The 18762-nt window shown below is 59.1% G+C and carries 18 protein-coding genes and 1 pseudogene; 16 read left to right on the top strand and 3 right to left on the bottom strand.

Translation table 11 applies throughout. The annotated features are described in order from the left end of the window. Positions 1–182 (bottom strand): annotated as a pseudogene (locus B059_RS20430) (IS30 family transposase); the annotation flags it as partial. A gap of 76 nt (positions 183–258) precedes the next feature. Further along, on the bottom strand, positions 259–693 hold the full coding sequence (locus B059_RS20870) for a hypothetical protein (protein ID WP_157273730.1): 435 nt from the start codon (positions 691–693) through the stop codon (positions 259–261). A 274-nt stretch (positions 694–967) separates the two neighbouring features. Between B059_RS20870 and B059_RS0114775 the strand changes: the two genes are divergently transcribed. The 12 genes from B059_RS0114775 (at position 968) to B059_RS0114730 (ending at position 16757) form a co-directional block, all read left to right on the top strand. Then, entirely contained in the window at positions 968–1528 is a 561-nt protein-coding gene (locus B059_RS0114775) for a hypothetical protein (protein ID WP_018079027.1), read from the top strand. After that, on the top strand, positions 1497–2102 hold the full coding sequence (locus B059_RS0114770) for a hypothetical protein (protein WP_018079026.1): 606 nt from the start codon (positions 1497–1499) through the stop codon (positions 2100–2102). Before B059_RS0114775 ends, B059_RS0114770 begins: the two co-directional genes overlap by 32 nt. 145 nt (positions 2103–2247) lie before the next feature. Next, positions 2248–3507, top strand: coding sequence for a leucine-rich repeat domain-containing protein (locus B059_RS0114765; RefSeq protein ID WP_018079025.1), 1260 nt, complete (start codon positions 2248–2250; stop codon positions 3505–3507). 9 nt (positions 3508–3516) lie between these two features. Continuing rightward, positions 3517–4260 carry a hypothetical protein gene (locus tag B059_RS0114760; RefSeq protein ID WP_018079024.1) on the top strand — a complete coding sequence of 248 codons (744 nt, stop codon included), beginning with the start codon at positions 3517–3519 and terminating at the stop codon, positions 4258–4260. A 14-nt stretch (positions 4261–4274) separates the two neighbouring features. Continuing rightward, the gene (locus B059_RS0114755) at positions 4275–6962 is read left to right on the top strand and encodes a transglutaminase-like domain-containing protein (RefSeq protein WP_018079023.1); all 2688 of its coding nucleotides are present in this window, start codon (positions 4275–4277) and stop codon (positions 6960–6962) included. A gap of 4 nt (positions 6963–6966) precedes the next feature. Beyond that, positions 6967–11559, top strand: coding sequence for an RHS repeat-associated core domain-containing protein (locus B059_RS19260; protein ID WP_018079022.1), 4593 nt, complete (start codon positions 6967–6969; stop codon positions 11557–11559). A gap of 28 nt (positions 11560–11587) precedes the next feature. Beyond that, positions 11588–12172: a suppressor of fused domain protein gene (locus tag B059_RS0114745; protein WP_157273729.1), complete on the top strand. Its 585-nt coding sequence runs from the start codon at positions 11588–11590 to the stop codon at positions 12170–12172. A gap of 306 nt (positions 12173–12478) precedes the next feature. Further along, positions 12479–13009 carry an Imm21 family immunity protein gene (locus B059_RS20425; protein ID WP_081601643.1) on the top strand — a complete coding sequence of 177 codons (531 nt, stop codon included), beginning with the start codon at positions 12479–12481 and terminating at the stop codon, positions 13007–13009. Positions 13010–13043: 34 nt separating this feature from the next. Further along, positions 13044–13637: a hypothetical protein gene (locus B059_RS0114740; RefSeq protein ID WP_018079020.1), complete on the top strand. Its 594-nt coding sequence runs from the start codon at positions 13044–13046 to the stop codon at positions 13635–13637. A 15-nt stretch (positions 13638–13652) separates the two neighbouring features. Beyond that, the gene (locus B059_RS20420) at positions 13653–14186 is read left to right on the top strand and encodes an Imm21 family immunity protein (protein ID WP_081601642.1); all 534 of its coding nucleotides are present in this window, start codon (positions 13653–13655) and stop codon (positions 14184–14186) included. A gap of 63 nt (positions 14187–14249) precedes the next feature. Continuing rightward, entirely contained in the window at positions 14250–14810 is a 561-nt protein-coding gene (locus B059_RS20865; RefSeq protein ID WP_157273726.1) for a hypothetical protein, read from the top strand. Positions 14811–15110: 300 nt separating this feature from the next. Then, the gene (locus tag B059_RS0114730) at positions 15111–16757 is read left to right on the top strand and encodes a phospholipase D-like domain-containing protein (RefSeq protein WP_018079018.1); all 1647 of its coding nucleotides are present in this window, start codon (positions 15111–15113) and stop codon (positions 16755–16757) included. Between the two features lie 44 nt (positions 16758–16801). On the opposite strand, the gene B059_RS21685 is transcribed toward B059_RS0114730, so the two are convergent. Further along, positions 16802–16924: a hypothetical protein gene (locus B059_RS21685; RefSeq protein WP_272867470.1), complete on the bottom strand. Its 123-nt coding sequence runs from the start codon at positions 16922–16924 to the stop codon at positions 16802–16804. Positions 16925–17021: 97 nt separating this feature from the next. On the opposite strand from B059_RS21685, the gene B059_RS0114725 reads away from it, so the two are divergent. The 4 genes from B059_RS0114725 to traA are packed head-to-tail and all read left to right on the top strand — an operon-like array spanning position 17022 to position 18746. Further along, a complete protein-coding gene (locus B059_RS0114725) occupies positions 17022–17624 on the top strand; it encodes a lytic transglycosylase domain-containing protein (RefSeq protein ID WP_211206920.1) in 603 nt (200 codons plus the stop codon). Next, a complete protein-coding gene (locus B059_RS0114720; protein ID WP_018079016.1) occupies positions 17621–18142 on the top strand; it encodes an OmpA family protein in 522 nt (173 codons plus the stop codon). Before B059_RS0114725 ends, B059_RS0114720 begins: the two co-directional genes overlap by 4 nt. Before the next feature lie 9 nt (positions 18143–18151). Continuing rightward, a complete protein-coding gene (locus B059_RS0114715; RefSeq protein ID WP_018079015.1) occupies positions 18152–18391 on the top strand; it encodes a hypothetical protein in 240 nt (79 codons plus the stop codon). A 37-nt stretch (positions 18392–18428) separates the two neighbouring features. Further along, positions 18429–18746, top strand: coding sequence for a TraA family conjugative transfer protein (gene traA, locus B059_RS0114710; RefSeq protein WP_018079014.1), 318 nt, complete (start codon positions 18429–18431; stop codon positions 18744–18746). Positions 18747–18762: the final 16 nt, after the last annotated feature.

Genomic DNA, 18762 nt, shown 5'->3' with positions numbered 1-18762 from the left:
AAGCTCGATCGGTGTCGTGGCGCCGGGCTTATCCCGCCGGTCTCAGCCAGTATGCGTTGTATGGATGAGTGGTTTCGATCAAACAACTGGGCGATCTGTTGAAGGGACTCCCCTTTCCTCCAACGTTCCCACATCAAGGCTTTCTGGCTTTCCGTGTAATAGATCCGAGGTCTTCGTTTCATCTGCAACACTCCTTCTGCTTACGCAGTCTCTAGTGTGTTGCATCCACCGGTTGAATCCGCCGCCAATCACCGGACATCAGCGGTGTAGGAGCTGTTCGATGAGCCATGAGGCAATTACGGATGTGGACGGGAAAGCGCCTTCCCATTTCCAGCAATTGGGCGACAAGTTCCCGCCGATGAAATCACTGAGGGATATCGAGAGCGGATCCCAACGCTCCGCGGTTTCGGGATGGCGGACACGCCAAGTAAGGAATTTAAGATGAGATAGCGCATGGGCTACTTCGACGTCTGTAGTCCCATGCTCCAGTTCGGAGATGCAGTGAAGCACCTCATGGGCTGGGGATTCCTCTTCGTCTTCAAAATAGCATCGACCGATCCCGTCATAACGGGCAAGCCATGCAAGCACAACGGCCGTCCATTGGGACAGTTCGATTTGTTCGAATCGTGCCGCAATGTGTGCGAAGAGCGTGACAGGATGATCCTGGTTGTTGGGTTCTTCTGTGGAAGTCACGGGCACTCTTTGCGCGAGGAGTGAAATGTCCGTGATGCTATGGACTCGGCCTTGGCTATGCAGCAGTTAATTCAAACAAAGTTTTTTTGATTGATTGCTGAAGTGTTTTTTGTTTTGTGGTAGCGTTTTTATGGCAGTAAGTCTTGAAATATAGAATGTCGTGGCCTTATGCGTATTCCAGTGAAACCCGCCACCCCAAGCGTTGGAGTTAGCGGTCATCATTCTGTCATTCGCGTAGCCGAGCATTGCGCCGTTCTCAACGCCCGCATGCACCATGTCCATTCTCACGCACAACGATTTGTCGTATCTGCCCGATGGCCAGTGCGACAACGAACCGCCACAAACGCCGTATCCCTTGTGGCTTTCGCTGGTGATTTTTCTTGGCATGTTCGCCATGCTGCAATGGGTATGGAGCGAATCACGCGACACTTGGGTCGAACGGCTGGTCATACATGAGGCCACGGTCAAGCCAGCCGCCGCGCTGGTGCAAGTCATCACCCCTGAGGTGAACGCCAGGCCGGTCGCTGCCAGCATCAAGGCGTCGGGCGGCGGGCTCAACATCCTCAACGGCTGCGAAGGCACCGAAGTCATGTTCCTGCTGATCGCCGCCTTTGCCGCCGTCAATCTGGGCTGGCGGCGCAAACTGATCGGCTTGGCCTTAGGGCTGGGCCTCGTGTTTGTCCTCAACCAGGCGCGCATCCTCGCCCTCTTCTATGCCTTCCGCAACGAGCGCAGCCTGTTCGACGTCTTGCACACCACCGTCCTGCCTGCGGTGCTGATCGCGGCGGTCGCCCTGTATTTCTATGCCGTCCTCCACCGCAGACGCCTGGCCTAGCCCGGGCCGGTTCGCGCTGGCGCTGATCCTCGGTCTTGCCGTCACGCTCGCGGCCGCGTGGGCGTGGGGCGAATCCCTGATCGAAAGCGTGCTGCCCCTTACCAGAATCCTGCTGGGCTGGATCGACGACCGCTTCGGCATCCTGTTTCTCGGCGTCGAGCACAACTGGCAGGACACCGTGGTGAGGCTCAGGGTGAACATCCTCCAGCTCTTCGTCATGGGCGGAAAGGTGATCGGGGAGAGCCCGACGGGATGGCTCGAAGTCACCACCACCACCGGCGCGATGCTGCAACCGCTGGTCATCGCCCCCGCCATCGCCTTCGCGTTGCCGGGCGCGCTGTATACGAGAGCCCTTGCCTTCGCTCTTGCCGCGCTCTTGGCCTTCGGCTTCCTGCTGATTGATCTGCCCATGACTTTGCATGCCTACGTGTGGGACATGTTCGTCGACAACCTCGACCCCAGCCGCTTCTCGCTGCTGATGGTCTGGCACGAATTCCTGCACGCAGGGGGGCGGCTGGGCGTGGCGGTAATCCTGGGGCTTGCCGGGTGGAGGCTGGCGCGCAAGGCTGCCTGAATGGGTTTGCTCATAAATTCGCCGCGCTGTCTATACAACTTTAGTTTAAGAGCCGTTTGGCTCAGGCACTGGCCGAATCCGGGCGTGACCAACCGTCACAATCTGTGCGTAGCCTCCCCGCTGTCCAGCCCTTGGGAGAAGGCTCGTGAAGTGCCATCGCATTGCCTATTCATTTTTACTCGCCCTGATCGCCGCTTCCGCGGCGCAGGCGGGCGTGTATGCGACCCCGGCGCAGCGCGCGGCTGAATGGCTGGAAACTCAACAGGATGCAAGCGACGGCAGTTGGCACGACGTTTCCGAAGCACGCACTTTCCTGCAGACCGCCGAAGCCGTGCTGGCACTGCATCAGGTCAATCGCCGCCGCGCCCCGTACTATGCCGGCCAAACCTGGCTCGAAAACCACGACCCGCAGAATCTGGATGCGCAGGCGCGCCGCCTGCTGGTGCTGCGTGCCACCCAGTCCAGTGCCCAGCCCGACATCGACGGCCTCCTCGCCGCAACGACCATCCCGGCCACAGGCCAAGCTGGCTGGGGGCTTGCCGAGCGTTACCAGGCTTCGCCCCTAGATACTGCCCTGGCACTGGATGCCCTGCGCACGGCGGGCGCCAGCTTCGACAGCGCGCAAGCCGTTGCGTACCTGAAAGCGGCACAGCTCACCGCCACGGGCGATAAAGGCTGGCCCACGGCAGCGGGCAGCACCACCGATGCCTACACGACCGCCCGCGTGGTCATGGCGCTCGCGCCGTACAAAGCGACCGACTCAACCCTGGCTATCCCGCTGGCCGATGCCGTCGCCACCCTCAAGACCCTGGTCACCACGTCCTCCGCGCCGCATGTGCGCGCTGCGGCCGCGCTCGCCTATCTGCGCATAGACCCGGCTTCGGCGGACGCGGTGACGCTGCTCGATTCGCTGGTCACGCTCCAGCGCGCGGCCGACGGCGGTTTCGACGCCGGCGTGTTCGCAGCGGGGCTGATCGCGCAGGCCTTCGCCGCCGGAGAAGGCGCGGACGCCGCGACCAGCCGAGAGCGGGTGAACGTGCCGGACGCAGCGCTAAGGGATGCCATCAACGCGGCGCTGGGGCGCGGCGCGATGGACCAGCTCAACCGGGGCGAGCTGTCGCAACTGACCACCCTCGACATCTCGAACAGCGACGTGAGCAGCCTCGAAGGTCTGCAATACGCAACCAGCCTCACCACGCTCAACGCGTCGAACAACAACATCTCGGACACTTCGCCGATCGCAGGCCTGACCAATCTCACCAGCACCAACCTGGCCGGCAACCCGGTATCGAGTCCGAGCGACGGCGACGTGCCGATCCCGCTGTGGGCGCTGGGCGCGCTGGGCGCGGCGCTGATGGGTGCTGTCAACCGTGCCAACCGCCGCCCGACGAACGAACAGGTTTAAGGAACCGCCATGCCGCCAAATCGTACCCAATTGCTTGCTGCCGCAGTGCTGGTCATTTCGCTTCCCGTGCATGCCGCACCGCCTGATGCCAATGCCGAGCCTGCACCCAAAACCTCCGTTCGCGAGCTTGCTCCTGCGCAATTGAGCGCCATCCGCGCCATCGGCCGCAACGTGCTCGCCGCTAAGAAAAGCGCGGTGGACGATCCTGCCGACGCCGAGCAGCTCGGCAGTCTGCGCACCGCCGTGAATACGCTCGTCGCCGCCGAACTCAATGCGGACGATCGGGCCTCGATCACCGTTCAGGGCGGCGAAGCGCCCACTCGCCCCCAAGCGCACGCGCTGGCCGCCGAACAACGCAACACCGCCCGTGCCGATGCCCGCGCGCTTGCAGCGCAATTACGCCAGCACGGCGGCGTATTGGCTTCCCGTGCGCTTGCGGGCGTCGATTCCGGAACGGCTTCGGCAGGACTGCCCGTGGCCGGGCAGCGCGCGCAACTCTTCGACCGCCTGGCGCAAAAGCTCGATGCGGCGCTCGCCGACGGCGAGCCCGAGCGTCTGGCGAAACTGCTGGATCTGCAACAGCAGCTTTCGCCCTCTACCAACCGCTTGCGCGATGCGCCGCCTGTTGCCACGCCCACCCTGCAAGCCATGCCGTCCACCAGCGCAACCCCGATCCGCGCAGTGGGGGCTTCTGAAGCGAAGCCGCAGGTAGCGCCGGTCAAGGCCAAGCCGCGCAAGCCCAAAGCAAAATGAGCAGGAGCCCATCCATGATATCCATGCCTTTCATTCGCGCGGTCCGGCTTGCCGCTTGTGCGCTGGCGGTTTGCCTGGCCGCGCCCGCCCTGGCCGCTACCCTCGGCGAAACCCCGGAAATCGTCTACTCCGGCGCTGACGCACAAGCCCTGGCCGACAAGGCCACGGCGCTCGGCACCGCGGTCGGCATCTACGAATATCTGCACAACACCGTCGAATACTCGGCCTACCACGGTTCGCGCTCGGGCTCGGTCAACACTTTCCTCGGCCAGCGCGGCAGCGACGTGGACATCGCCACCACCCTCATCGCCATGCTGCGCTCGCAAAACATTCCGGCGCGCTACGCCGTCGGCACCGTGCGCATTCCCGCCGCGCAGCTGACCAACTGGCTCGGCGTCGGCAGCCTGGACGTGGCCGTGCAGGTGCTGAAAGACCAGGGCATCCAGGGCGTCACCCTGGCGTCCGACAGTAGCAGCGTGGACTTCGAACACACCTGGGCCGAGGCCTACGTGCCTTTCGACCAGTACCGGGGCATCAACACCGTCACGCCGGCGGTCGATTGTTCGCAAACAGCCAATGCCGCGCGCTGCACCTGGGTGGCGCTGGACGCGAGCTTCAAGCAGAAAACCTACAACGGGCTGAACCTCGACCCCTACAACGCCGTCTCCTTCGACTACACGGCCTATTACAACGCCATCAAGAACAACGACACCGCGCGGCGCGACAAGAACCCGCTCGCCATTCTCGAAACGCAGATCGGCGACTGGCTGCGAACCAACCATCCCGGCAAGACGCTGGAAGACGTGGAAGACGCGGGCGAGATCGTCGAACTGAACGAAGGACTGCTGCCCGCCTCGCTGCCGTATCAGGTAGTAGGCGCCACCCGCCGCTACGATACGGTGGCTGACCACGACGCCGCCGTGCCCGCTACCGAACCCAAGAAGTGGGGGAAGCGCCTCTCGATCAGCTTCTACATGGTCGCGCCGCTGGATGGCGGCGGCACGCTCACCGTCACACTGGGGGCGGGGAATGCGCTTCTGGCCGAAATCAACACCAAGCGGCTGACCCTATCTACCGAGTTTCCGGCACCGGGTAACATCCCCAATGTGGTCACCCGTCTGGGCGGCACCGAGATCGCCCGCCCCTTGTCGGGCAACGGCACCATCGTTGGTTATACGCCGAGCGTCGGCGACCCCTTCACCCTGACCGTGAGTATGGACGGCGCGCCAGGCGCAACCAGCAGCGAAACCGACCGCACCATCTCCGCAAGCTATTCCGGCATCGTCGGCGGCTATTACCTGGTGGCCACTGGAGGCGAATCCTCCAACTGGTCGCAGGTGCACCGTGCCGCCGACCAACTGCTCGACGCCAACGGCCAGTACAAGATCGTCTTCAACCCCGGCGAAGCGGGCTGCCTGGCCGACGGCGTCAACTGCACGCCCTATGTGGACGCCACCGGCAACGGCTGGGACGCGGCCGACAAGAAACTGTTGGAGGACAAGCCCGCGCTCGATGCCCTTACCGGCGGCCTGCTATACGTGGGCGCCACTCAGTATTACGCCAAATTCCGCGAACAGATCGAACGCAGCGACCGCCTCATGAAAACCCGTACCCCGGTGATCGGCTTTCTCGGCGTGGTCAGTTCCGTCTACGAGGCCGAGTACATCGACGGCACCGCCTTCTCCATCCTGCCCGGCGGTCTGCTCATCGACATGAAAGGCATTCTGGTCGGCGGCGCCTATCGGGCAAACGATGCAGGCGTCATCTACTCCAGCCGTCAGTTCGAATTCATGGGGCACGTCGGTTCCTCGCTCGAACACGAAATCTGGCAGGAACTCACCGGTTACGATGCCGTGTCCACGGTGCGCGGCATCCAGATGGCGCTGGCCAACGGCGCGACGCTGCTCAACCCCAAGAAAAATGCCACCGAAGACACCTTGCCCAGCCTCTACGCTTCGTTCGGGTTCGCCTCGACTGCACCGTCGGGCTTCACGTCCTACCCTTACACCATCTTCTCCACCGCGCCCGCAACTTGGAAACACACGGTCAATGGTTCGTTGTTCGATACCTTTCTTGCCACGGTCGACTTGACCACGAGTTCGCTGAGGCGCCTGTATGCGAGCTATTACTATTCCTCGCCTACCGGCCAACTCTACGGCTGGTCGAAGTGCGTCTCGGACCAGATCGCTTACATCAACAGCCTGCCGAACGGTTTCTACACCGGGTCTACCTGTTCCGGAGAACCGTTCAACAACGCCACGAAGACGACCATTCTGGGCATCATCAGCGACGACTGGAGCACCTACATCATCCCCAGCATCCTCGGCCAGACCTACTTCGACTACTTCGACCGCAACCAGGGCTTCACCCTCGCCAGTCAGGTCTACCGCGCCATCCCCGCTGCGATCGACGCGCACGATACTGCGACCATCGTCGGAATCCGCAACACCCTCTACCTGCGCGACATCACCCAGACCTGGTTCGAGTACCTGATCCCCTCCAAGCTGACCACAGGCTCGACTTATCGCTTCTCGGTCAACATAAGCAAGGGCTACATAACGGCGGGGGACAAGCTCACCAGCATGGGCATGAGCATCGCCAACAAGAGCTTCGTAGCGGGCGGCGGCTACGTCGGGCTGGACAGCCCGGCGCCTGCCGCAGACAACATCGCCGCCGACACGCAAACCGCAGAAGGAAACTGACACCATGCGCCGCCATCCTGCCTCGTCCGCCATGCAATCCGGTTTCCTCGAACGCCACCGACGCCCGCTTGCCGCCCTCACGCTCGCCTGCTTCACGTTGACGAGCGCAATGCCCGCCCTTGCCGGCGGCTACGTCGACGGCGCCGCCGTTCTCAACCCCGCCAAGGCCATCAACACCGGCGGCGTGTCGGTGCTGCCCACCTTCAACAACGACCAGTTCAACGACCGCGTACTGGTGGGCACGGTCAACAACGACGCCATCCGCACCCCGTCCACCGCCGATCCCATCTCCACCGTCTCCGGCAACAACTACCACGACGAAACCGACTTCGTCATTCGCGGCCGCAATGGCTTGAACCTCGTCTTCACCCGCACCTACAACAGCGCGCCGAGCAGTACCTCTGTGGACCGCGGCCTGGGCTACGGCTGGACCCATTCCTATCTGATGCAGCTCAAGTCCAACGACTTCGGCGACTGCCCCAACTGCACCTCGGCGCAGAAGCCCGAGAACGCCAACAGCAAAACCAGCTCCGTCACCTACACCGACGAGCGCGGTGGCGAGCAGGCCTACCTGGTCGACGAAACCAGCTATGCCGTCACCGCGCCCAAGGGCGTCTACGACACCCTGACGCTCGACAGCCCGGCTGCGGGGCAGCACACTTTGGTCTTCCGCAACGGCGTGAAGTACATCTTCGAAGTGCCAAGCGGCAGCCTCAAGACCACGCCCAACCTCGTCGCCCGCCTCAAATACATCGACAACGCCTGGGGTGACCGCCTGACGCTCGCCTACGATACCAACGGCCGCCTCTCGACGATCACCGACAACCTCGGCATCTCCACCCGCACCGGGCTTGTCTTCACCTACGACGCCAATGGCCGGCTCAAGGACGTGTCCGACTGGACCGCCAGAAAATGGAGCTTCGCCTACGATGCTTCCGGCAACCTCAGCACCCGTACCAACCCGCTCGCCGAAGTGCTGACCTACGCCTACGACGCCCCCCGTCATCTGCTCACCGAAGTCGTCCAGCCCCTTGCCCGCGATGGCCAGCCCGTCAAGACCGTCTTCCAGTACTACCAGAACGGCCGCGCCTTCCAGCAGACCAACGGCCTCGGTCAGGGCGACATTCTCGACTACGACCTCTACCGCAAGAGCACCCGCGTCACCGACGCGCGCGGCGGAATCCGGGAGTATTTCTACGACGACAACGGCCGCATGACGCAGCTCAGGGAGCCCGACGGCGGCGTGCTGCTGTTCGAGAACCAGGGCGACGCCATCAGAAGCAAGAAATACGACGCCCAGGGATATGCCACCAGCTACAGCTACCGCGCCGACAAGGCCTTCGCCGGCGCCAGCGACGCCAACGGCAACGTCACCCGCGAACAGGACGCCCTGAACCGCACGGTGGACATGACGTATGGGCCGCTGGACCAGGTGGCCACGGCCAAGGACAAGCGCGGCACGGTCACCACCACGACTTACGCCACCGCGACCTCCGGCTGCGACTACGCCAACCGCCCCAAGGAAACCCGCATCGGCGCGCTGGCAGGCTCGGCCAACGTGCTGCTGGCCAGCCAGTGCTGGAACAGCGACGCCACCCTGAACTACAGCCGCCAGTATCTCGACGCCACCCGCTACCGCGAAACCCGGCTGACCTACGAAACCGGCAGCGGCGGCCTCAACGTATCCCAGCAGCAGACCGTCGGCCAGCCCGCCAACATCGCGATCACCCAGACCTACACCTGGGACAGCCTCGGCCGCAAGAAAACCGAAACCCTGAAACGCCGCACCAGCCCCACCGACGCCACGCTGATCGATCTCACCACCAGCTACGACTACGACGCGCTGGACCGCGTCACCAAGGCCACTGACAGTCTCGGCAACGAAGTCGTCAACAGCTTCGATGCCAACGGCCAGTTGTGGAAGGTCACCCATCGCTACAAGAAGCCCGACGCCACCTTCGACGTGCGCGATGTCGTCACCCGCACGTTCGACGCCGCCGACCGGGTCAAGACCGAGACCGACGCCGAGGGCAACGTCACCACCTATACCTACGACGAAACCGGCAACGTCGTCGCCGTCACCGACGCCGAAGGCCACACCGCCCGGGTCGAATACGACGCCATGAACCGCCGCACGGCGGTCATCGACGCCACCGGCTACCGCACCGAAACCAAATACAGCCTCAGGGGCGACGTGGTGGCGGTGACCAACGCCAACGACGAAACGGTCAAATTCGAGATCGACGCCCTCGGCCGCAAGACCGCCGCCGTCGATCCGATGGGCTTCCGCAGCGAATTCCAGTACGACGAGAACGGCAACCTCACCTGCACCATCGACGCCAATGCCCAGGCCGGGCTGCAGACGAAGAACACCCAGACCCCGGCCTGCTCCGAGACCCGGCAATACGACGAACTCAACCGCGTCACGAAGATCGTCGATGCCGACAACGGCGAAACCGTCTTCACCTACGACCTCGCGGGCAACCGCCTCAGCGTCAAGGACGCCGAACTCAAGACTTGGAGCTTCGCCTACGACGACCTCGGCCGGCTGAAGAGCGAGACCGACCACAGCGCCAAGACCATCGGCTACCAGCCCGACGAAGCCGGCAACGTCTACGAGCAAACCAACCGCCTGAACGAGGTGACCCGCCTCACCTACGACAAAGCCAACCGCCCGACCCGCGCCGATTACCTCAAGGACAACAGCGCCGAGACCTTCGGCTACGATGCTGCGGGCAACCCCAATGCCGCCGCCAACGGATCGGTCGGCTACGGCTTCGCCTGGGACCGCCTCAACCGCCTGACCCAGAAGACCGACGGTCGCGGCAAGAGCCTGTCCTTCACCTTCGACAAGGTAGGCAACATCCTCACCAAGACCACCTACCAGGGCTCAACCACGAGCTACACCTACAACGCCGCCAACCGCCTGGTCATGCTGCGCAACCCCGACTACCTGCAAGTCGATTACCAGTACGACCCGGCGGGACGATTGCTGTCCAGAGTCACCAGCGCAGGCGCCAGAACCACCAGCCAGTTCGACGCCAACGGCTGGCAGACCCGGCTCACCCAGTACGACGCCGCCAATGCGCTGATCTCGGATACCAGTTACACGAGAGACCGCACCGGCAACATCCTCACCAGCGTGGATGGCAGCGGCACCACCACCTACGCCTACGATCCCCTGTATCGCCTCAAGACCGCCGACTATCCCGGCACGGCCAACGATGAGCTGTTCACCTACGACAAGGCGGGCAACCGCAAGACGTACACCAAGGGCAGCCTGACGGCGAACAGCAACACCCGTTACTACAACTACACGGCAGATACCAATCGCCTGCTGGACATCCGCATCGGATCGGCAGCGGGCACGGTTGAATCCAGCTTCAGCCATGACTTCGAGGGCCGGTTGACCAGCCAGATGGGAACAGGCGCGAAGACCCTGACTTGGGACGCCAAGGGCCGGGTGAAGACCGTGGGCGCGGAAACCTACAGCTACGACTCGATGGACTACCGCATCGGCAGATCGGGCGGAAGCTTGGGCAGCCTCGACTACTTCCTCGAAGGCGAGCACCTGGAGTCGGTGTACTCGGGAACGAACCTGTACGCCAAATACTTCCGGGGCAGCAGTACGGACGAACTGGTGGCGGGCTACCTGTACGACACCGACGCCAAGCTGAAACCCTTCCTGTTCCATCACGACAATGTGACCAGCACCACGGCGGTCAGCGGGCATAACGGCGGGACGTTGCAGAGCACGACCTTCAGCGCCTTCGGCGGCACGCAGAGCACGACGGGGACGAGCCCGAACCGGTTGAAGTACACGGGGCGGGAGGACGACGGGACGGGGCTCTACTACTACCGGGCGCGGTATTACGACCCAGTCATCGGGCGGTTCGCCAGCGAAGACCCGCTGGGGTTCGAGGCAGGGATCAACTTCTATGCCTATGTGGGCAACAATCCGGTCAATGCGAATGATCCGGACGGGATGAATCCGGTATCCATCGTTAAGCTTGCTGAGAAACTTACGGCAAAGGGTATTGAAGGAGTTGAGAAACTTATCGCGAGACGAGGCTGGCGTGTTTCAGAGAGGGAAGCTGTTGAGCAGGCGGCAGTAAGGGGACAGAACGGCGGGATTGTCTGTCCTAGTTGCGGAAAGGAAGTCTTAAAATACGACATCAATCATGTGAAGAAATGGGGCGAAACTCAGAGAGAGTTTCTGAACACGCTCGACAAGGGCGGGACGGTCACCCGATCCGAGGTTAGGGACGCTTACGGAAAGAACATTGAAGCTATGTGCCCGGGGTGTAACCGGGCTGATAATAAATTGCCCGCAATTGCAGCAGGGACAGTAGCAGCAGGTGTGAGTGGAAATGCACAGGCGGGTGACAGCGGTATTTTTGGTTCGGGAATTACTTTGCGCGGCATCTTCGAAGGTGTTCTCGACTTCTTCGTCTCTCCAGGAACGGCAAATGCGCCAGGGTTGCCGAGCACTCAAGGTGGTGCTTCCAGCTCATGGGGCGGCGGCGCTAACGGTGGCTTCCTGCTTTACCCGAATAAGTCCAACACGAATATGATGCGGTCGGTCTACAGTAAATGACAAATTTGTATTGATTGGAGTTCTGGTTGTGGAAGTGAATCTGCAAGGAGAAACTGTTCTTCGCCATCTTGAGCGATTCTTAGGGCCGTTAAAAAAGCGATGGCTGAATAATGCTGCGCCATCGTTCCAAGTGTTGTTGTTTTCGGAGCGCCCTAAGCAGGATAGCCAATGTTTGGTCACGTATGGCTTGTCAGCTCATCTGTTGCAAATCGTCGGTAACGGCGACAACGCGATCAAAATGGAGCTGCTGATTTGCGCCGACTCCTCCTTTGATCCTGATGCGCTGGCGGCACTGCTTTTCGCAGTCGGACAAGATGCCGTTACGCAGCACGCGACCCCTGGAGTTCGTAGGGTCTTGATGGGATCGGGTGCTATTTTGCTCAATCCAGTGTTCGAACATTTCTATTTGGCACTCCCTGGATATTTCCCGGCTGAATTCGAAGTGTGTGAGGCTGTGTCTCCGCCAGTGGCAATTGTCCAGTTAATTCCAATATCGTCCAAGGAACGCGAAGCAATAGAAAAACGGGGATGGCGTGCTTTCGAGGAAGCGATGGTTGAACAGCACATCGACTTGTTGGCGTTCGATAACCGCCGAGAACTGATGACCACTTAATTGCGATATCTGACCCACCGTCAAGGAATACCAGGGATTGGTTTGGAATTTTAGGGTCAGGTATATTACTTGGGGCGATGTGGGCGACTTCGTGCTTGACTTTCTGGTGCCTGGAGGCATTGGTGGAGCAGGTCAAGGAAGCGACATAGTGCCCCGCGCACAAACTTCCAGTTACGCGCCATATCAAGGTGGCTACGGTGGCGCCGCGGGTGGGGGCTTCCTGCTCTACCCGAACAAGGCCAATACCAACATGATGCAATCAGTGTATTCAAAGTGAGTCAACTCTTTTACGGCACTGTTTCTGACATGAGAACACATTGGATTAATTCAAACGGCGGACCGTACATATTGGCAAGTAACCGTGTCGCTTCGTTGTGGCGAGCCACGAATGGAATATCTGTGGACCATGGCGATGGTTGTGCTAACGATTATCAGCGCGCCTGCGAAATAAATGGATACGCTGGTGTGATACAAAGCGATGGCGAGTCAATACTTGTTATTGGTGATTTGCCGAGCGACTTGGCTGTGTATCTGAACACTGACACAGAGGTCGTCCTTGTTAAATGGGTCGGAGCAGAATCTGAAGAGCAAATTTTGGCAGCTCTTGATATTGAAAGGGAATTGCCCTTTCAGAGACTAAATTTTGACCTTAGAATTACCGAATCCGAATTGGTGATCTTTGATTCATCGGAGTTGTTTGCTGATGCAGGCGAAAACAAACTTTCTCTAAAATTATCTCTGGGCACTTATTCGGTAGAGGTTCTAAGTTACGAACCTCACGACCAACTGATGCTACAGTTATTTCGACTTCGGAAACTTCTGCCAATACCAATATGATGCAATCTGTCTACTCCAAGTAAGAGCGCAGCGCATGTCACGTGGACATTCGATTTACCACTATGGAACTAAGGCCGATTACGAACTGGTAATCGCAGATGTCGCGGCTCAATTTGCGGTGAAATACGCAGTGGATGAATGGAGACTTGAACCAGACCATCGGGTCTATACGTCGCCACTAGATGCGCCGGATTTCGACCTCTTCAAATGGGGCTGGTCGCCAGGCACGATGTTTATTGTTTTACCGGAAGACGCCGCCTTGCCCTTCTCGCACATGCCGCATCGGCAGGTTCCGGAGAAGTACGGAATCATTCCGTCGTCAGTCGATGAGAACTACCGCTGGATTGGCTTCCACCCGAGCGGCCTCCACAAAAGCGAGCAATGGGGCGAGGGATTGTTAGGGGGCTGGCTCGCCACTAACTCTGAACACCCGGACTCGCTCGCCATCTTTAATGCCTTCAAGAAGTCGATCAAGAAACGCTTCGAGTATTTCCGTTTTTCCGGCGTCTATGTCGGCCCCGAAGCAGTGAAGTATTTCGAGGCGGGCGGTCGACTGACAGGTGATCTTCGGAGCCCACGGGAGGGCGATGTGAAACGTGAGCCACCGCCCGCTTCGAACATTGCATAGCGGGTCTTGTTTGATATGAGAGCACATTGGATTAATTCAAACGGTGGACCATACATATTGGCAAGCAGTTATGCCGCCTCGCTGTGGCGGGCAACAAATGGAATATTTGCGGACAATAGCGATGAGTATGCTAACGATTACCAGCGCGCCTGCGAAATAAATGGATACGCTGGCGTGATACAAAGCGATGACAGGTCAATACTTGTTATTGATGATTTGCCGAGCGACCTAGCGGTGTATCTGAACACAGACACAGAGGCCGTCCTTGTGAAATGGGTTGGAGCGGAATCTGATGAGAAAATTTGGGCAGCTCTTGATGCTGAAATGGAATTTCCTTTTCAGATATTAGATTTTGACTTTCAAATTACCGAATCAGAATTAGTGATATTTGATTCATCGGAGTTGTTTGCTGATGTAGGCGAGAACAAACTTTTTCTAAAACTATCTCTGGGTGTTTATTCGGTAGAGGTTCTAAATTACGAACCTCACGACCAACTGATACTACAGTTATTTCGACTCCGGCGATTTCTATCGACTACGACCCCATGAACCCCGCACGGCCAACACGAATATGATGCAGTCGGTGTATTCAAAATAGAGATACAGAGCAATATGGCACGCGGAAAAAGGATTTGGCATTTTGCAACAAAGGCTGACTATGAACCAGTGCTGATGGATGTTTCGGAACAGATGCGACTGAAATTTGTCGTTTATGAAGAACGGTTGCAGCCTACTGATTTCCGTGTTTATGGATCGCCACTAGAAGCGCCAGAATTTGGTGTTAGTAGTCAGCCCGATTGGATTCAAGGAATTCAATTTCTGGTGTTGCCTGAGACCGCACCTTTACACTTCGAATATTGGCCTAACCGACAGGTGCAAGAGAAGTATGGGTTCTTCGGTCAGCAGGGCAATGACCAATCCGTCGTGTTCCACCCGAGCAGCTTCTATCATGGTGAAAAAGGTGAAGGGTTGCTCTGGGGTGAAATCAATACCATTTCCGAACACCCTGATTCCCTTGCAATATTTGATGCTTTCAAGAAATCCATCCGAAAACACTTTGAACGCATTGACGTCTGTTACGTAGGGGTTGAGGCCGCGAAGTATCTCGATGCGGGCGGACGTCTTACCCAAGATTTGAGAGCACCATGCGAGCGGGACATTCAACGTGCGTGATGTGGGTGCCCCGTTCATCTGTCCGATGATTCCCAAGCTGAAGACTGACGCTGCCGCAGCGGGTGTCGCAGCTGGGCTTGGTGCGGGAAGCGCGCAAGCATCTAATGGTGGCATACTGGGTTCGGGCATCACATGGGGCGATGTGGGGAATTTCTTCGTCGATTTCTTTACGCCGGGTGGCGTCGGTGAAGTTGGCCGAGGAAGCGATATTGTTCCAAGTGCTCCGGCAGGTTACATGCCTTCGCAAGGAAGCTATGGCGGCGCAGCGGGTGCCCAATACATTCCTTGGAGGAGAGACGCATGCGCAAGCTGAAGACAAATTCACAGGATGATTTTCGCGTCAAAGCCTATGCGGGCACCAACGGTGTGCTGCTGGCCTTTGATCTCGCGGCATCGCGGCGGCAGGGCCTGCTGGGCTTCGCGATCCAGCAGAAGGAAGGAACGCGAAAATGGCAGTGGCTGCTCAACAGCCTGACTTTCCCGGACCGAGCGCACACCTTGCCGAAGTGGAATGCCACGCCAAGCAACATTGCACCGATCCAGAAATTCCGATGGGCGGACTACAGCATCGAAGCGAACACAGCATGCAAGTACCGTGTGCACCTGGTCTACGGTACGCCGGATGCGCCCGTGCTGGGCGAGTCGCTCGAAGTGGCCGTGACCACTGACGACGGCAAGCCCAAGGACCATCGGGTGATCTTCAATCGCGCAGTTGCCGCAAGCCAGTCCTTCGGACGCCAGTTCCCCAAACTCGACGCGCTGCTCAGCGCCAATAACGACCTGCCCATCGAGGACTGGCCGGCGAAGCCTCGGGACTGGCTGCAGCATGGCCTGCTCGATCAAATCCTCGCGTTCATCGAGCGCGCCAAGAGCGACAAGTGGACGCTCGACATTGCCATCTATGAGTACGAACTCAAGGCCATCGTCGATGCCGTGAACGCGGCGCACAAGCGCGGTGTGAAAGTGCGAGTGCTTTATCATGCCAAGGCGGGAGACGAGCAGACGGAGCAGAATGAAGCGAGTCTCAAGAATATCCCCGCAGCAAAGAAGCGTGCACGGGAAACGCAGAAGATCTTTCACGACAAGTTCATCGTACTCGGCAAGATCAACGCCGCCGGCGATCATGTTCCCCGTGCAGTTTTGTGCGGCAGTACCAATTTCACCGAGAACGGTGTCTACCGGCAAGCCAACGTCGTGCATGTGGCCGATGACAAATCCATGGCTGCAAGCTATCTGCAACTGTTCGACGTGATCTGGGACGATCCTGCCGACGTCGCCGCCACTCGAAAATGGATTGGCACGAACAACCCGATAGACCCGACGCAGGCGCTGTTCGCGGGATTCTCGCCGCGCCCCGGCGGCGCGGACCTTGCCGAGTTCATCAACGTGATCAACGCGGCCGACAAGGACCTGCTGTTCGCCACGGTTTTCAAGCTACCCGAGGCCATCCTCGATGCCCTGCTTGGAACCGAGAACGACGATGTGCTGCGCTATGGCATCCAGAATACTGCCAGCCGCATCACGGGATTTCATGCGGACAGAACCGCTGAATTCACCGCCACAGCCTTGCTATCGAAAGGACTGGAAGGTTGGGTGAAAGAGGGCTTGAAAGGGCAGCGGGGCAATCTACTCGTGCACCTCAAGGCCATCGTTGCCAACTTCACCACCGACGCCCCCGTGGTGATCAGCGGCAGTCACAATTTCAGTGCCGCCGCGAGCAACGGCAATGACGAGAATTACCTCATCATCCGGGGCGACACCGATCTAGCGGATCGCTATGGCCTGGAGATTCTGCGCTTCTACGAGCACTACCGGTTTCGCTACTACGCCAAGCTGCTCAAGCTGAAGCAGGTCCGCCCGCTTGCCATTGACGGCAGTTGGGCTGATGCCTACTACACGGATGGTAGCCTCAAGGCGCTGTCAAGGCTGCGCTTCTCCGGGAGGTAGGTTTCAGCGGGCTTCGCAGCCCGCGTCAACCTGACGCAGGGATGTTAGGCGATGGACGGGCCGCGCTGCCGCCCGAACTCCCAGGAGACACCCCACTGCTGCGCACCTCGGCCGTCATCGAGAAACGCGAAGCGTCCGCTGGCGAGTTGCGCTCTTTGTCCAGCCATTTTTAGCCCTTAACCAGTAAGCCGTTCCCCCTTAAGCCCCCCGTATTCCTTTGTGTTCGCGTCTATTCAAGCGAACAAGCCCTTTCGGGTAAGTCCCTTGGCCCTTATTGGGTTTTCTTTTTTCGGGCAACCAATCATTTTATCCATTTCTGATTTTATTTTCAGCAATCAATCAGAAAAACATTCTTTTGATTTCCGCTGGAAGCGGGATGAGCGCATCCCTAGCATTCGCCCCATGGTTTCCCTCTCCTCCCCTTGGGTTGTCCTCCTGACGGCCCTTTTTTATACCCAAGCCCACGCCTTCTGTTTTGATGAGGCGGGGGCGATGTATGGGGTCTCACCACTATTGCTGAAGGCAGTGGCCCAAGTTGAGTCGAATATGAGACCGCATGTGGTTAACAGCACTCACACAGCGAGTACGCAGTCTCAGGACATTGGGCTGATGCAGATCAATACCCGGTGGCTGCGGAGGAACCCTATCAAGTCGCTCGGATACACCGAGGCCCACCTCTACGATCCCTGTACCAGCGTCAAGCTGGGGGCCTGGGTGCTGGCGAACAACTTCACTCGATATGGCGCTTCGTGGGAAGCGGTCGGTGCGTACAACGCGGCATGCACGCGACTAAAAGGCGATGCGTGCCGCCGCGCACGAAATGGCTATGCCTGGAAAGTCTACCGGGCAATGAGGAAATCCTCATGAAACGCATGTTCACATTGCTTGCCCTGGTCTGGGCAGGTTCGTCGATGGGTGCCGACTGGCAGGTGACGCAATCCGATTCCATTAGCGCTTATGTCATGTGTCATGAAGGCGATTGCCCTGTAAGGACGGCGAAGGTGCTTGACCTGCCTGTAGCCGTTCCCATGCCCGCGAGGGTATCGGATAGCGCTGCTAAGCCGGTCGCCGTGCATTCCTCTACTTCAGTTCGTTTTGCGTTGGCATCGGCCAGGCTCAGTCAGACCGAGAAAGCCACGCTCAAGGCTTTTCTCGAACGGCATCGTGACGCGAGACGTTTTTTGATTCTTGGCAGCACAGATCAGGTTGGCAAGAAGCGATTTAACGAAAGCCTGGCGTACAAGCGCGGGATAGCGGTCGCGGTTTTTATGCACGCCAACGGAGTCCAGAAACGGAATATCAAAGTCGATTCGCGATGCTGCATCGAGCATCCGCCCAGAACGAACCCTGGCGCAAGACGTGCGGTGATCAGCATTAACGAATAGGGATTGGGAATGACAAAAAACACTACCGAACCGGGATACAAGGCAGTCCTCGTGCGCGAGGAAACCAAACTCAAGCTGCAGGAGCTTGGGAGAGCCCTTCCCAACAGGAACCTGTTCTTGGAAAGGCGGCTGGCCACAGCCGCCATTGAATACTGTCTGAACGATGGGACAGCGAGGCAAGCCATGCTGGATTTGGTGCGCCACATCGTGATGCGAGACCTTGAGACTGCTGAGACACCGGGACCATGAGACCCATCTTTCAATACACACGCTCAAGGAGAATCAAATGAAATTTATGAAAATGTTCAGCAAGAAACAAGTCGTTGTCAGCGGGCTTCTCTCCGCTCTGATGGTCAGCTCGGCATGGGCCACCACCGCCGGCGGTGGTGTGACCGGTACAGAATTCCAAGCCCTGTTCGACATGCTGGTGGGTTGGGCCGAAGGCTATCTGGGTAAAGCGCTGGCGATCGCCGCGTTCGTGGTCGGTGCGCTCATTGGCTTCGCCAAGTCTACCGCCATGCCGGCGCTGGTTGGCATCGTCTTCGCCATCGTGTTTGGCCTTGGCCCGACGATCATCAACGGCATGTTCGCCGCTGTGATTTAAGCGAAGCATCACCGGA

Origin of the sequence: Thiobacillus denitrificans DSM 12475, from assembly GCF_000376425.1 — a bacterium.
GTDB lineage: Bacteria > Pseudomonadota > Gammaproteobacteria > Burkholderiales > Thiobacillaceae > Thiobacillus > Thiobacillus denitrificans.
The sequence above is the reverse complement of the archived record's forward strand: the minus strand, read 5'-3'. Positions and strand labels throughout refer to the sequence as shown.